The 15,449-nt window shown below is 65.5% G+C and carries 11 protein-coding genes; 7 read left to right on the top strand and 4 right to left on the bottom strand.

Going from position 1 to position 15,449, the window contains the following annotated elements; genetic code table 11:
- Positions 1–75 precede the first annotated feature (75 nt).
- The 4 genes from FNV92_RS20525 to FNV92_RS20540 all read left to right on the top strand — a co-directional run bounded on the left by FNV92_RS20525 (position 76) and on the right by FNV92_RS20540 (position 4,092).
- Positions 76–1,692, top strand: coding sequence for a L,D-transpeptidase family protein (locus FNV92_RS20525; protein WP_143844807.1), 1,617 nt, complete (start codon positions 76–78; stop codon positions 1,690–1,692).
- A 94-nt stretch (positions 1,693–1,786) separates the two neighbouring features.
- Positions 1,787–2,353, top strand: a complete 567-nt coding sequence (locus FNV92_RS20530) for a glutathione peroxidase (protein WP_143844806.1) — start codon at positions 1,787–1,789, stop codon at positions 2,351–2,353.
- 165 nt (positions 2,354–2,518) lie between these two features.
- Positions 2,519–3,520 carry a polysaccharide deacetylase family protein gene (locus tag FNV92_RS20535; protein WP_015686591.1) on the top strand — a complete coding sequence of 334 codons (1,002 nt, stop codon included), beginning with the start codon at positions 2,519–2,521 and terminating at the stop codon, positions 3,518–3,520.
- An 8-nt stretch (positions 3,521–3,528) separates the two neighbouring features.
- Positions 3,529–4,092 (top strand): dihydrofolate reductase, encoded by a 564-nt coding sequence (locus FNV92_RS20540; protein WP_168213626.1) that lies wholly within the window; start codon positions 3,529–3,531, stop codon positions 4,090–4,092.
- Between the two features lie 62 nt (positions 4,093–4,154).
- Here the strand turns inward: FNV92_RS20540 and FNV92_RS20545 are convergent, their stop codons facing one another.
- Positions 4,155–6,554, bottom strand: a complete 2,400-nt coding sequence (locus FNV92_RS20545) for an autotransporter domain-containing protein (protein ID WP_143844805.1) — start codon at positions 6,552–6,554, stop codon at positions 4,155–4,157.
- A 482-nt stretch (positions 6,555–7,036) separates the two neighbouring features.
- Here FNV92_RS20545 and FNV92_RS20550 point away from each other — a divergent pair, with 482 nt between their 5' ends.
- A complete protein-coding gene (locus FNV92_RS20550) occupies positions 7,037–8,155 on the top strand; it encodes a helix-turn-helix domain-containing protein (RefSeq protein WP_143844804.1) in 1,119 nt (372 codons plus the stop codon).
- Between the two features lie 35 nt (positions 8,156–8,190).
- Here FNV92_RS20550 and FNV92_RS20555 read toward each other — a convergent pair whose 3' ends face one another.
- On the bottom strand, positions 8,191–9,606 hold the full coding sequence (locus FNV92_RS20555) for an outer membrane protein (protein ID WP_244623662.1): 1,416 nt from the start codon (positions 9,604–9,606) through the stop codon (positions 8,191–8,193).
- Between the two features lie 309 nt (positions 9,607–9,915).
- Between FNV92_RS20555 and FNV92_RS20560 the strand changes: the two genes are divergently transcribed.
- Complete coding sequence (locus tag FNV92_RS20560; RefSeq protein WP_143844803.1) at positions 9,916–10,104, top strand: hypothetical protein; 189 nt, start codon at positions 9,916–9,918, stop codon at positions 10,102–10,104.
- Between the two features lie 8 nt (positions 10,105–10,112).
- On the opposite strand, the gene FNV92_RS20565 is transcribed toward FNV92_RS20560, so the two are convergent.
- Both FNV92_RS20565 and FNV92_RS20570 read right to left on the bottom strand, forming a co-directional pair.
- The gene (locus tag FNV92_RS20565; RefSeq protein WP_143844802.1) at positions 10,113–10,565 is read right to left on the bottom strand and encodes a DoxX family protein; all 453 of its coding nucleotides are present in this window, start codon (positions 10,563–10,565) and stop codon (positions 10,113–10,115) included.
- Between the two features lie 297 nt (positions 10,566–10,862).
- Positions 10,863–13,172, bottom strand: a complete 2,310-nt coding sequence (locus tag FNV92_RS20570) for an NADP-dependent malic enzyme (protein WP_015686598.1) — start codon at positions 13,170–13,172, stop codon at positions 10,863–10,865.
- Between the two features lie 244 nt (positions 13,173–13,416).
- Here FNV92_RS20570 and FNV92_RS20575 point away from each other — a divergent pair, with 244 nt between their 5' ends.
- A complete protein-coding gene (locus FNV92_RS20575; protein ID WP_143844801.1) occupies positions 13,417–15,384 on the top strand; it encodes a hypothetical protein in 1,968 nt (655 codons plus the stop codon).
- Positions 15,385–15,449: the final 65 nt, after the last annotated feature.

The following is a 15,449-nucleotide window of genomic DNA, read 5'->3' on the forward strand; positions in this document are numbered from 1 at the left end:
GGCAGAACCGCTCTGCTGGTGAACGCGTATCCCCTCTGCGAGACTAATCACTGATTTGGATTGTGGATTCGAGGAATGAATAGCGTGAACGTGTCCCGTTTTGCTGCCAAGCCAGCGCGGCTGTGGCAGGTCGCCATTCTGACGGCGGCAGGTGCGATCGGTACGGCAAGCCAGGCAGACGCTGCATTTTATTACTGGACGGATTATTCCGACGGGTCTTACGCCTCCCGGCAGGATCGGCATCCCGACATCCCGCGCCAGAAGCCGCAGAAGCGTGGCGCGGCGGGCAAGAAGGATGTCGTCGCCGAGAAGGAAGTCGGCGCCAAGCCGCAGGGCCCGCTCGTCGTCGTCGTCTCGATCGAGCGGCAGAAGGTGACCGTCTACGATTCCAACGGCGTGTTCGCGGAATCTCCGGTGTCGACAGGCATGAAGGGCCATTCGACGCCGATGGGTGTGTTCAGCATCATTCAGAAGCACAAATTCCACCATTCCAACATCTATAGCGGCGCGCCGATGCCGTACATGCAGCGGATCACCTGGTCCGGCGTCGCGATGCATGCAGGCGTGCTGCCGGGCTATCCGGCCTCGCATGGCTGTATCCGCATGCCGATGGCGTTCGCCGTGAAGATGTGGAACTGGACCAGGATGGGCGCGCGCGTGATCGTCACGCCCGGCCAGATGTCGCCGCAGAACTTCTCGCATCCCCTGCTCGCTTCGGTGCGCGTGGCGCCACAACCCGCAGCCAGCCTCGATCCGCAGACCAACGTCGGCGACAAGGCCGACAAGGGCGCGGCACAGACCAGGACCGCTGAAGCCAAGCCGGTCGAGACGAAGACCGCAAGCGCGGACAGCGTGCTCGAACTGCGCTCGTCGGTCGGCCACACCGTGATGTCGGATGCGACCACCGGCAACGCGGCGGCGCGCGAGCAAGCTGCCGCACCGGCCGACAAGGCCGAAGCGCCGGCGGTGTCCGACACCAGGAGCGCGGAGGCATCCAAGCCGTCCGAAGACGCAAAGCCCATCGAGGCTGCGGAAGCGCCCAAGGAATCTCTCAAGGCCTCGACGCCCCCCGGTGACAAGCCGGCCGACAAGGTCGAGGCGTCCAAGACCGAACCGGCCGACACCGCGAAGAAGCCCGACCCTGCCGTAACGGCTGCGGTGCCTTCGTCCGATGTGAAGAAGGACGAGACGCGCGTCGCCGATCCCGTGCCTGCCGCAAAGCCGGAAGCGCCCAGGCGTGCCGGCCAGATCGCCGTCTTCATCAGCCGCAAGGATTCCAAGCTTTACGTGCGGCAGAATTTCGCGCCGCTGTTCGAGGTGCCCGTCACGATTGCCGCGAGCGACCGGCCGCTCGGCACGCATGTCTTCACCGCCGAAGTGGACAAGACCGACACCAATGCGCTGCATTGGTCGGTGGTGTCGCTGCCGGTCTCCGTCCGCGCCGCCGCGCGCGAAGACGACGGCCGCATCACACGCCGCAAGGGCGGCGCCGCCGTGATCCCCGTTGCCGCCAAGCCCGTGGTGACGCCGGACAGCCCGGCCGAGGCACTCGATCGAGTCTCGGTCCCGGCCGACGCCATGGCGAAGGTCAACGAGATGCTGACCACGGGCGGCTCGATCATCATCTCCGACCAGGGCATCAACCAGGGCGAGACCGGCGAAGGCACCGACTTCATCGTCCGCCTGTACTAATGTCGCCTCACCGGCAGCCGATAACGCGGTGTTGAGCAGGCGGGCCGCGGCGGCGGAGTAAGGTACATCCTGGATCATTTCGGGGGACGCCGTCATGATGAACCGCAGGACGATGCTCACCGGGCTTCTGGCGACGTCTGCATCCGCGACGCGTGCGCTGGCCGACGGCGGCATGAGCCGGATCCCGGCCTACGCCTTCTCCTTCCCGGCTTTGTCGGGCGATGACATCCGCCTTGCCGCTTTCACCGGCAAACCGCTGCTCGTGGTCAACACCGCATCGCTCTGTGGCTACACCCCGCAATATGCCGGCCTGCAGGAAATCTGGAGCCAGTTTCGCGAGCGCGGGCTGACCGTGATCGGCGTGCCATCCAACGATTTCGGCGGACAGGAGCCCGGCGGCACCAGCGAGATCACGGAGACCGCGCACCACCAATACGGCGTTACCTTCCCGATTGCGGCCAAGGCCGTGGTGGTCGGTGCGAAGGCCCATCCGTTCTACAAATGGGCCGCCGAGGCACGGCCCCGCGACGTTCCGCGCTGGAACTTCCACAAATACCTAATCGGCCGGGACGGCTATATCGCCGAGGTGTTTCCTTCCGCGGTCGAACCGGCGGACACGCGCGTCAAGACCGCGATCGCCAGGGCGCTCGCCGACAGTTGACGTGCTCCGCCCAATCCGGTTGGGCACAATTGGGGCGAAGCGCCAAACAGCCGTTGCAATGGCGAGGGCCCACCATCTAGGCTAGGATCACATAAGGGGCAGGATGGTTTTGCCGCAGGCGAAAAGCCGCGGCAGAACAACGGGATCAATCTCGAGGACAACACCATGCGTGTGGCGGCAGGACTGATTTTGGCGAGTGCGATTTCCGTGGCGCTGACGGGCGCAGCGTGGTCGCAGACCCCGGCCGCGAAGCCCGCCGCTACACAAGCGGCACCGGCTGCACCCGCGACAGCACCCGCCCCTGCAGCGGTCGCCGCCGCGCCAGCACAGTCGGCCTTCCCGCCCCCGCCGAAACAGGCGCCCCAGCCGGCGCGCGCGGCCTGCAATACGCCGGGAGCGCTCGGTGTCGCCCGCACTGTCGAGATCGACACCACCGGCGGTCCGGGCTTCGGCTTCGAGCATTTCAAGGAGCTCGACTTCCTGCGCGACAAGGAGGTGGTGCTGACCTTCGACGACGGCCCCTGGCCGCGTAACACGCCGGCCGTGCTGAAGGCGCTCGCCGACGAATGCACCACCGGCATCTTCTTCTCGATCGGCAAGCATGCCACCTACGAGCCGGAGATCCTGAAGCAGGTCTACGCGGCCGGCCATACCGTGGGCACCCACACCTGGTCGCACGCCAACCTCAACAACAAGAAGCTCACAGAAGCGCAGCGCAAGGACGAGATCGAGAAGGGCCTGTCCGCGGTGAAGTGGGCGCTCGGCGGCATTTCGCCCTCGCCGTTCTTCCGCTTCCCGGCGCTCCAGCATCCGCCGGAGATGGTCACCTATCTCGGCAACCGCAACACGGCGATCTTCTCCTGCGACATCGACTCCTTCGACTTCAAGGCGTCCAAGCCCGAGAAGGTGGTCGAGACCGTGATGAAGAAGCTCGACACCAAGGGCAAAGGCATCATCCTGATGCACGACTTCCAGAAGCACACCGCCGAAGCCCTGCCCGAGCTGCTCAAGCGCCTGAAGGCCGGCGGCTACAAGGTGGTGGCGATGCGCGCCAAATTCCCGGCGTCGTCGCTGCCGGAGTACGACCAGGAGCTGCTCAAGGACATCAAGCTGCCGACGGTCAGCAGCAGGCCGGTCAACAGTGTCGTGACGACGGTCTCCGAATAGTCGCGCCGTTGCCCTTCCGCATCGAAGGCTACGTCATCGTCTCCGCGGACGGCATGCTCGCCGACGCCGGTCACGTCATGCCCGACAGCCTGAAGTTCGAAGGCGACAAGCGCTTCTTCGAGCAGGCGCTCGATCGCGCCGCGCTGATCGTGCACGGCCGGCACTCGCACGAGCAGCAGCCGAACTCACCAAAGCGCAAGCGGCTGATCCTGACCCGCAAGATCAAGGCGCTCACCGTCGATCCTGAAATGCCGAACGCGACGCTGTGGAATCCGGACCATGCGAGCTTCGAGCAGGCCTGCGCCTTCGCCGACGTCGCGTCCGGAACGGTCGCGATCATCGGCGGCCCCGTCGTGTTCGACATGTTCATGGACCGCTACGACACGTTCTGGCTGTCGGAAGCTCCGCGCGTGCGGCTGCCCGGCGGCGACGGCTGCTTCGTCGGCGTGCCGGAACGAACGCCACACGAGGTGCTGGCCTCGCATGGGATGAACCCGGGCGCGCCCTATGTGCTCGACGCCGTCCACGACGTGACCGTCACGCCGTGGCGGCCGGCGCGAGGCTCCCGCTAAGACGATCAAAACAACCCCATGCACAGTACCGGTACTATATTGCCCGGTACTAGCGCGCAGGATTACCACGCATAACGAACGACGCCCTTCCCCGTGTAGGAGCGCGTCACATTCGAGAGCTCGCCCTCGAAAGCCGCCAGGGCCGACCAGCCGGTTTTCCACGTCCGTTCGATCGCGGCCGTCAGAAGCGCGGAGTCCGGGGCCTGCGCGGCCCCTTTGACGACGAAGCTCGCGTCAGGCAGCGCCCTGAAGGTCGCGGCGATCGTCCGGTTCGGATTGAAATCGTGCCCCCACGCCAGCCGTCCGCGCAGCGTGAGACCGCCGTCACTCAGGCCAAGAACCCGGTCGGTGCGGATGCCGAGCTCGGTGCGAGGATCCGTCACGCTTTTCGCATCATACGACAGCGCGAACGCGCCGCTGCCCGACAGCACGGACTCCGCATAGGCCGGCAAGGCGATGGTGGTGAACTGTCCCGCTGCGTAAGGCGTGATGCCGGTATTCATCCATGGCGGAGCGAAACGATAGCCGCCCTCGACACGGCCCGACCACGCGTTTGCGTTGAACCCGGCGCGCAGGCGATCCGCGCCGGCAATGGTCACGATGCGATCGGTGGTGACGGCCTGCCAGCCATAGGCCAGCGCCGTGGAGAGATAGGCTGGCCCATCGACGTGCCGCAGATAGGCGCCGGCCTGGAACAGGTCGGAGCGCCCGCTGCCGAGGCCGGTCACGCTGAAATTGGTCCCGCCGCCGGCCAGCGCAAAGCCGGCTAGCGTATTTGCCGAGAGCCGGTAATCGGCCCCGACGGCGGTCCCAAACACACGGCTCGTCGCATCGTGCGATCCGAGCCCGGCATGTCCATTGCTGTCCTGTGCCCCGCCGAAGCCGGACGCCCACACGTTCCAGCGCGCGGGCGCAGGGCACGGCCGCGGTTTGCGGCGCGGCTCGGGCGCGGCGCAGTCTGGCGCGCCGACGACGCCGGACGCGGCGAGCAGGCCGACGAACTGGCCCATCGCTTCGAACGTCGTCTGCTGCACGCGCGTCGCAAGCTCGCCGGAGGCCAGCGTCAATCCGCCGGCGGACAATGCAGCGTAGACGCCCGGAATGCCGCCATTCCGGTTGAACGAGTTCGTCAGCCCGTTGCCGACGTTGCGCTGGTTGATGTTGAGGTTCGGTGCAATTCCGAAATCGAGCGCGAGGTTGAGATAGACGTTGTTGGAATCATAGCTCAGCGAGTTGTGGACGTTCGACGGCAGCCCCGTGTTGACGATGCTGGATGCAAACGTCCCGGAGACCCCGCCGGCCGCACTGAGGATCGTATACGTCTTCGCGACATAGCTGCCGGGAGCGAACACGGCCTGCACGGTGGCGCCGCCGAGGTCTGCCATTCCCGTGACTGTCGTGGACGCCGCCACCGACGGGTTCACCTGCACCAGGTAGAACGCGCCGGACGCGAAGGCGAGACTGCCTGCGATCGTCAGCACCGTTCCGGCGCTGCCATTGCCGGGCGCCAGCGTGCCGCCGCTGTCGATCGACACCGTCGACGTTCCGATCCTGCCCGCGCCCATCAGCACGGTGCCGGTCTGCACCGTCACGGCGGACGTCCCGTTCAACGATCCCTCGACGTCCAGCACGCCGCCGGCAACGAGGGTCGCGCCGGTATAGGTGCTCGCACCGGTCAGAACGAGCGTGCCCGTCCCGACCTTGGTCAGCGAGCCGCCGTCACCCTCGCCGCTGCCGCCATCGCGCAACACGCCGGCATAGGTGGTCGAGAGATTGTTGCCGCCGACCTCCAGGTTGGTCGAGCCGAGATAGATGGTGCCCGAGCCTTCGATCGAGCCCATCGTGATGCTGGGTACCGTGCGGTCCGACACGTCGATCTCGGCGTTGTTGACAAAGCGCGCCGTACCGCCGCTGCTCATGTCCTCGAAATAGATGATGCCCGAGCCGGAGTTGACGATCGTGGCGTTGCCGGCCGTGCTGTTGTTCCTGAAACTGATCTCACCGTCGCTGTTGATCGTGGCGCTTCCTGCCGTCGCGTTCTGGGTGAAGGAGAGCATCCCGCCATTGACGTTGATCGTCGCGGGGCCGGCGGTGCTGTCGTTTCCGAACCTGACACCGCTGACGTTGATGTCGAGGACGACGCTGCCGCTATTGACGACGATGCCGGCTCCGAGGAATCGCAACGACGTCTCACCGTCGACGGTGACGACGTAGTTTCCTGCGTCGGCGTTGAAGGTCCATCCGCCGACCGATTGGATGGTTAGGATGCTCAGGTTCGTAATGGTGGAGGCTCCGAACGACGCGGTGCCGTCCGGAACGCTGCCGCCGCTCCAGTTCGATCCCGTCGCGTAGATGCCCGAGCCGGGAGCCGTGAGCCAGGTCGCATCGATCGCGTCCGCAGGAGCCCCGGTCCCGACGAGTGCCGCCGTCACCAGAGCCGAGGTGGCGAGCGAGGCGGTCAACGACCGTGTCGATGCGGCCACAAACCCTTGGGCGAACCGGCCTCCGAAGACCGACCCGAGATCAACACGCAACACCATTCCAGCCTTAACCCCGCCTTCGGCATCATGCCGTCGTAGGCCCGCTCTCCCGCCCGGTCTCCCGTTCGGTCTCCGGTTCCTTGGGGCCGCTATTCGAGCGTCCATGACGCAGCGTCAATACGAGCGGCCGGCCTGGAAACGCCGCATCAATAGACTGAGACAAAAGAGCAAAAGTCCGAGGGCCCGGGACGTGGCGGGGACGCCGACCGGGCGCGGCGCGTCCCGCGATACCGGCAATATTCGTCTACAAACGAACGACTTTCCCTTCTCCTCCGATCTCCCTATACCCCCGGGCGCGGGCCCGCCGTGCCCCTTCCCGCGGGCCCGGAGACCTTACCCTCCCGGCAGGGCATCGCCGCCCTTGCCCCAGTCATTCACGACGATCGAGACACGACCAAGCCACCATGACCGACGACCGCACCACGACAGGTCCGAACCAAGCCTCCGGACTGATGGGCGATGCTGCCCCGGTCTCATCCCTGCTGCCGACATTCGGCTTCGCCGCCGATCAAATGGAGACAAGCGCGAATGTGGCGGCCTGGCGGGAGGCGGTCGCAACCCTGTTCGACGTCGACGAGCTCGCGGCCGGCGAAACGGGCCCGTTCCGCGCCGACATCAGTTCCTTTGCCATGGGACCTGTTCTGATCGGTCTGAGCCGGGCGAGTGGCCAGCGCTTCCGCCGAACGCCGGAAACGATTGCGCGCAGCGGCGTCGACCACCTCATCCTCCAGCTCTATCTGAAGGGCGGCTATGACGGTATCGCGGGCGACCGGCCGGTCCGGGTACGCGCCGGCGACATCTGCCTGTTCGACCTTGCCCAGACGCTCGAGACCCGAGCGACGGCATTCGAGAACGTCACACTGGTCGTGCCGCGTCCGATGTTCGGCACCCATTTGTTGCGGGTGGACGACCTGCATGGCCTCGTCCTGCCGGGCAGTGGCGTGATCGCCAAGCTCCTTGCGGGACATCTCACCGCCCTGCTCGAATTTGCGCCGCGCATGACCCTCAACGAATGCCAGTCGGTGGTCGAGGGCACGGTCTCGCTGCTTGCCGCCTGCCTGCGCAACGAGCTCGAGCGCATCGAGGTTGACGACGACCATTCGGCTGCCGCCAGCCCGTCCGTGATGCGGATCCGTCAATACATCGAGGCCGGCCTCGGCAGCGACGAGCTGTCAGCCATTTCGATCGCTGCCCATTTCGGCCTGTCCCGCGCCTCGCTGTACCGGCTGTTCGCGCCCGTCGGCGGCATCGCCGACTACATCCGCAGCCGCAGGCTGCACCGCGCCTTCTTCGACCTCGCCAATTCGGACGCACGCAGCCTGAGGATCAGCGAGGTGGCGCGGCGCTGGCAGCTCGGCACCGACGCGCATTTCACGCGCTCCTTCAAGGCAGCCTATGGCATCACGCCCCGCGCGGCGCGCGAGGCGGCGTTGCTGGGCGTGCATCGCGGCACGGGTGGAGCGAACGGCGCGACGATTTCCCGCTGGATGCGCGAGATCGCGCCCCCGCGCGCGGCGGACTGAACGCAACGAAGTCCGGATAACGCGGCCGATTGGTGCTACGGCGCCGGAAGGTGATAGGCCAGCACGCCGCGCAACGTGTGCACCGTGCCGCCGGCGCTCAGGCTGGTCATGAAATCGGACGCCAGATCGTCTCGCGTCCCGAGATGGGTGACGCGGTATTCGGCGCGCGCGGAGATGCTGTCGGTGAAGAAGCGCTCGAAGCCGCCGCCGAAGGTCGCGCCGTGATATTCCCGCGTCGGCGCGGTGCCGCGAAGTCCGATGAAATTATACGAGATCGACTGCGCAGTCGTTCCGCTGTAGCCACCGAGCAGATAGACCATCGTCTCCGGCGCCACGAGATAACCGACGCGTCCGCCAACGGTCCATCCCCACTTCACAGCGGCCAGATCCGACGAAATCTCGACACCTGCTCCAGACGCGTTGACTCTGGCGCCGCCGTTGGTCCCGGCATCAAGCAGCCCGAATGCGCCGACGACCCATTTCGGCGCGATCAGGCGATCGTAGCCGATCGTGAAGGTGCCGCCGACATCGGCGCCACCGAGACCGGACGCATTGACATCAAGCACGCCACCGAACGAGCCAGCGACATGGGGCGTGATGACATCGCCGCCGATGCCCGCGCCGACATAGACGCCTGTCCAGGTCGGCTTCAGCGCGGGCGCCGCTGAAGCGGACGCAGGCCCGCTGAACTGGCCGAAGCGATAGGCCGCGCCGATCCTGACCACATGCTGGGACAGGTCGGTGGTCCAGACCGCGCCGAGCGGATCGACCGTCGTCTGCTGGCCAAGCGCGACGTAGCGGTATTCACCGCGCAGCGAGACGTTGCTGGCAAGGCGATATTCCGCACCGGCGCCCACGGTATAGCCGTGCGAGGTCAGCGCGGGTTCCTGCACCGTGAACGAGGGGCCCCCGAAAATTACGTAGTTCAGGTTCCAGTTGTTGATCCGCATCTCGCTGTAGCCGGCAAGGCCATAAAGCAGGATATCGGGTGTCACCAGAAATCCGGCCCGGCCGCCGATGGTCCAGCCCTGATCCAGCGACGGCAGCGCAGCACTCAGGCTCTGCCCGAAGAGGAAGGGACTCGACGCACTAGCCGTCGTGCGCTGACGCGACCAGTCGTAATCGACGAAGCCGCCGACCACGACGCGCGGCGCGACCTGGACATCGAAGCCGGCGAAAGCCGACAGACCGAGATCGGCGCCCTGCAAGCCGTCGAGATTGAACAGGTCAGGGCCGCCACCGGCCTGCGTCAGCCTTGAGCGGCCCGTCGCAAAGTCGAAGCCGAGGCCACCGCCGACATAGAATTGGGTCCAGTTCGCCACGGGCGTAGCGATCGGCCGCGCCTTCACCGGCAAGTCGGCTGCATGCGCCGCCGTTACAGCAGAGGCGACAACCTGCGCCGCCCCCAGAACTGCCAGCGCACGCGCCGTCCGTCGCTTCGAATGAATCAAATGCAGCCCCAATCGCCTCGCGCAGGTTGCCCCCAGGCAACCGAATGACTGTGATATTCTGCACCGGCGCGGTTCCACAAGCGGACAGGCGTAGGCTGTTCACAGCGGTCTGCATTTTATGGAGCCGCTGTGACCTCGACGCCATAATCTGTGAATGAGGGTTCACGCCGCGATCACGCGGCCGCACTGCGCCTCGCACGCGCCAAAATTGCCGTGCCGAACGACCGCGATTGAGCCGCATCAATGCGTGCCGTGCGGCTTCGCCTAGGATCGAGGGTGCCGGGACTTCAGTTGCGAAAGGCTGGCCAAATGTCCCACATCCTCGTTCCCGACCATCCTCGCGAGGAAACCGCCCGCCTGCTGGGTCAGGCCAGGCATTGCCGACAGCTCGCGACCGCCGCCGCGGAAGACGAGCTGATCGAGCAGCTCGTGACGCTGGCGAAATCCTACGAGGCCAAGGCCGCCCTGCTTCGCGCGAGCTGCGGCGTCAACAGCTAGCCGATCAGCTAGACGTCGCCGTAGGCCGTCTCGGCCGAGCGCGTGGCGCGGCCGAACCCCATGATCATGAACAGCGCACCGATGATCGAGAGGTTCTTGAGCGCGTCGACCAGCACCTTGGCATTGTCGGGAGGCGTCTGGTTCCAGAAATCGGAGAACAGCACGGTTGCGACCGCGACGTAAACGATCATCAGCAACGCGAAGAATCGCGCGCCGAAGTTCAGCGCGATCATCAGCCCCGCGATGATCTCGAGCCCGCCGACCGCGATCGCCAGCAGTTGCGGCGTGTTCATGGCGGTCGCCGTCTCGATCTGCTGGGCGTAAGGCGCAACGATGTCAGGCACCACGACCTTGGTGGCGATGAAATCGGCGGTCGCCTGGATGGCAAAGAGCTTGGTCGCGCCCGTGTAGATGAACAGCACGGCGAACAGGATTCGCCCGAAAGTCACGAACGCTGGCATGATCGGCCTCTTGGCAAAGCGCTAAGCAGGGAACGCGCGGAGATTATGATGAGTCGCGCGCCGGTTTACAAACGGGGAAATGGTGAACTTCGCGTAATTCAAAGTTGGTGGCGATTTGGCGCTCCCTGGCGGAATCGAACCACGAACAGCGACACAGCTCTCTCGGCGTCATGGCCGGGCTTGACCCGGCCATCCACGACTTACCTCGCCTCACAAAGAACGTGGATGCCCGGGACACGCCCGGGCATGACGAGCTTACGAAACGACCTCGCCTCCGAGAGATGCAGAACGCGCACCTCAGGTAAACAACGTCGGCTGCTGGCGCGCCGCGCGCTCCTGGGCTTCGACGACCGCAACGGCCGTCATGTTGAGGATGCCCCGCGCGGTCACCGAGGGTGTCAGGATGTGCGCCGGACGCGCCGGACCGATCAGGATGGGGCCGACCGGCAGCGCGTCGGCCAGCGACTTGATCATCTGGTAGGCGACGTTGGCAGTGTCCAGCGTCGGCATGATCATGATGTTGGCCTCACCCTCGAGCTTGGAGTGCGGCAATACCATCTTGCGTGCCGCGGCCGAGAGCGCGGTGTCGCCCTGCATCTCGCCGTCGGCCTCTATCTCGGGATGCTTCTCCTTCAACAGTTGGGTCGCACGGCGCATCTTGCGCGAGGAATCGGTGTCGTAGCTGCCGAAATCCGAATGCGAGACGAACGCGATCCTGGGCTTAAGCGCGAAACGCTGGACGTGGACCGCCGCGAGCGAGGCGATCTCGGCGAGTTCTTCCGCGGACGGATTGGGGCGGACCTGGGTGTCGGCGATGAAGAAGGCGCCCTTGCTGGTGATCAGCAGCGCCAGCGCGGCATAGTCGCTGACGCCAGCCTGGAAGCCGACGATTTCGCGAACATGACGCAGATGATGCATGTAGCGGCCCTCGACGCCGCAGAGCATGGCATCCGCCTCCCCGCGCATCACCGCAAGCGCCGCAATCACCGTGTTGTTGGTGCGCACCACCGTGCGTGCCGCGTCCGGTGTCACGCCGCGGCGGCCGGCAACCTCGACGTAAGACTGGACGTAGGAGCGATAGCGCGGATCGTCCTCGGGATTGACGAGGTCGAAATCCTTGCCCGCCTTGATCAACAAGCCGAAGCGCTTGATACGCGCCTCCACCACGGACGGACGGCCGACCAGAATCGGCCGCGCCAGATTCTCCTCCAGCACGACCTGGGTGGCGCGCAGCACGCGCTCGTCCTCGCCTTCGGCGTAGATCACACGTACCGGCTGGGTCTTGGCCTTCGCGAACATCGGCTTCATGACGAGGCCGGAGCGGAAGGCGAAGCGCTCGAGCAGCGCGGTGTATTCGTCGAAATTGGTGATCTGCCGCGTCGCGACGCCGGACTCCATCGCGGCCTTCGCCACAGCCGGCGAGATGCGCAGGATCAGCCGCGGGTCGAACGGGCTCGGAATCAGCGAGCCGGGGCCGAAGCCTTGGGTCTCGCCGCTGTCAAAGCCCTGCGCCACCGCGTCGGACGGCGCCTCGCGCGCGAGCTGCGCGATGGCCTCGACGGCCGCGAGCTTCATCTCCTCGTTGATCGCGGTGGCGCCGACGTCGAGCGCGCCGCGGAAGATGAAGGGAAAGCAGAGAACGTTGTTGACCTGGTTCGGATAATCGGAGCGGCCGGTGCAGATCATGGCGTCGGGGCGCGCTTTCCGCGCCTCCTCCGGCATGATCTCCGGGGTCGGGTTGGCGAGCGCCATGATCAAGGGTTTGTCGCCCATCGCCTTGGCCATCTCCGGCTTGAGCACGCCGGGTGCCGAGAGCCCGATGAAGATGTCGGCGCCGCCGATGACGTCGCCGAGCGTGCGCTTGTCGGTCTTCTGCGCATAGACCGCCTTCCAGCGGTCCATCGTGGTGTTGCGGCCTTCATGCACGAGGCCGTCGATGTCGCAGACCCAGATGTTCTTGCGCTGCGCGCCCATCGAGACCAGCAGGTTCAGCGTCGCGATGGCGGCGGCCCCTGCCCCCGACGCCACGATCTTGACGTCGGACAGCTTCTTGCCGTTCAGCCGCAGGGCGTTGGTGACGGCGGCGGCGACGATGATCGCGGTACCGTGCTGGTCGTCATGGAAGACCGGGATCTTCATGCGCGCCTTCAGCTGCGCCTCGATCTCGAAGCACTCCGGTCCGCGGATGTCTTCCAGATTGATGCCGCCGAAGGTCGGCTCCAGCGCGGCCACGGTCTCGACCACGCGCTCGATGGTGTCGGCGGCGATCTCGATGTCGAACACGTCGATGCCGGCGAACTTCTTGAACAGGACGGCCTTGCCCTCCATCACCGGCTTGGACGCCAGCGGGCCGATATTGCCGAGGCCGAGCACCGCGGTACCGTTCGATACAACGGCGACCAGGTTGGAGCGGGCCGTCAGCGAGGCGGCCTCTGCGGGGTTCTTGGCGATCTCGGTACAGGCCGCAGCGACGCCCGGAGAATAGGCAAGCGCGAGGTCGCGCTGGTTGGCGAGCGGCTTGGTCGCCTGGATCTCGAGCTTTCCGGGGCGCGGCAGACGGTGATAGGCCAGCGCTGCCTGGTGGAGATCATCGGAATAAGACGACATGCGGTGTCTCGCCTCGCGTTACCGGCCTCAAACTAGGTTGTCATGACCGCTCCGCCGTGAGGCGGTATTTCCGGGTCATGGAAACGGGATGAAGCACGCCGGGCGCCCCGGTGGCAACATCCGATTGCGCTCCCGTCAACAAGGCACATAGTCAAATATTTGATAGCTATAGCTTTACCTGGACCGCACGGCGTTTCGCGAATATGGCAGGTTGCGCAGTGCAAAACAGCAACTGGAGCTGGGAATGAAGCGAATCCTGATTGGCCTGATCGTGGCGGCCGTGCTTGCCGCGGGCGGATGGTTCGGCTTCAACCTCTATGCGAATCATCGCGCCGTCGCCGAGGTCGAGGCGGCGTTCGAGCAGATGCGCGCCAGCGGCGGCAAGGCCAGCCACGGCAAGATCGCGTTCGACGCGATGAGCCGCACGCTGACGATCGAGAACATCAATGTCGAGTCCGCCGGGCCGGAGCTCGTCAACGTCAAGATCGCAAAGATCACGGCCGTCGGGGTACGCCAGCCAGACGAGGCCCGTTTCTCGGCCGACGGCATTGACGTGTCAGGGGTCGAGCTCGCCTTCACGTACACCGAGCGGGCGAAGCTGAAAGCGAACTACAAGATCCCCGAGATTACCGCTCGCGACGTTTCCGGTCCGATCCGCGCAGCCAACGTTCCGCTGTCCGGCTCGATGATCGACATGTACCACTTCATGCTCGCGCAATACGCCACTGCCTCGGCGTCCTCGATCATGGCGCCGACCATCGCCGTCAGCATCGATGCGGGCACGGGCAACGCCGGCAGCGGAGAGTTCGTCTATTCGGGTCTGGCGATCCAGAACGCCAATCGAGGCAAGATCGAAACGGCGAAGACCGACCGCGTCACCTATTCGCTCGACGTGAGCCAGCCGGGCAAGCCTGCAAAAATGACCGGCGAGCTGTCCGGTTTGGCTGTCCATGATTTCGACGCAAGCGCAGTGACGGCCGCGCTCGATCCGCAAGGCTCGAGCGACGACCGTTTCCACAGGGTCTACCGACGGATCTCAGCCAATTCATACGTGGTGACGATGGCACCGGGCGTGCGTGTGCAGATCGACAACTTCGCCATCGACGACATTGCGATCCGGCCCTCGAAATTCCGTCCGGCCGAGATCATGGCGATGATGCCGGCTGATGGTTCAACTCCGACGCCGGCGCAGTCCCGCGACATGATCGGGAAGATGGCCGACTTCTTCGAGGGCTTTCAGATCGGCAAGGCTGAAATCGGCAGACAAACCGTCGAGACGCCGCAAGGAACGGGAAAGCTCAACGCCGTCAAATACGATCAGGACATGATTGCGTTCGAAGGGCTCGATATGCCGATGCCGCAGGGGCAGCTCAAGATGGAGCGCTTTGCGCTGAAGTCCTTCAGCGCGGCGAATCTGATGCGCTGGGCGGCAAGCCTCGGAGCCCCAGGACAAGCACCCTCGCCGGATCGGATGCTGGGCCTGTTCCGCGTGCTCGAAGGCGCCGAGATCAAGGGCGTGGTCTCTCCTTTCAAGAATACGCGGCAGCTCGTCACCATCGACACGATCAACCTGAACTGGGGTGAACTGGTCGGGTCTATCCCGAGCAAGGCCAGTCTGGTCGTGAAGATGGTGACGCCGACCGATCCGGCCTATCCGGCACAGCGGCCGCTGATCATGGCGGGCGTCGACAAGCTCGCGATCGACCTCGATCTCGGCGCCGCCTGGACGGAATCGTCGGGCGCATTCGCGCTCGCGCCGGCGACCATCGATCTCGGCAATCTCGCCAGAGCGCAAGCCCGCCTTGCGCTCGCCAACGTGCCGCGCGGCGTGTTCACGGCCGATCCGGTGCAGGCGATGGGTCAGGCGGCGCAGATCGAGACCGGCGCGATCGAGCTCTCCTTGCGCGACAGCGGCGTCGTCGATCTCGTCGTGGCGCAGTTCTCGCGCATGCAGAACGTCAGCCGCGACGCCGCCCGCAGCGCCATCGCCGAGATGATCCGGTCGCAGGGCGAGAGGCTTACGGCTGCCAATCTCGATGCCAAAGCGGCGGTCGACGCGCTCGCCGGCTTCGTCGAGACATCAGGTCAGACACTCACGATCAAGCTGACGCCCCGCGCCAAGGTGCCGCTGATGCAATTGTTGCAGCTCACCCAGACCGCTCCGGAGAACGCGCTGGCACAGTTCAGGATCGTGGCATCGACGGGGCTGTAGGGGACCGACGCGCAGCTCTATCCCCGTCATTGCGAGCGCAGCGAAGCAATCCAGAGTCCCTCCGC

The sequence above is a fragment of the Bradyrhizobium cosmicum genome, assembly GCF_007290395.2.
In the GTDB taxonomy this organism is placed as follows: domain Bacteria; phylum Pseudomonadota; class Alphaproteobacteria; order Rhizobiales; family Xanthobacteraceae; genus Bradyrhizobium; species Bradyrhizobium cosmicum.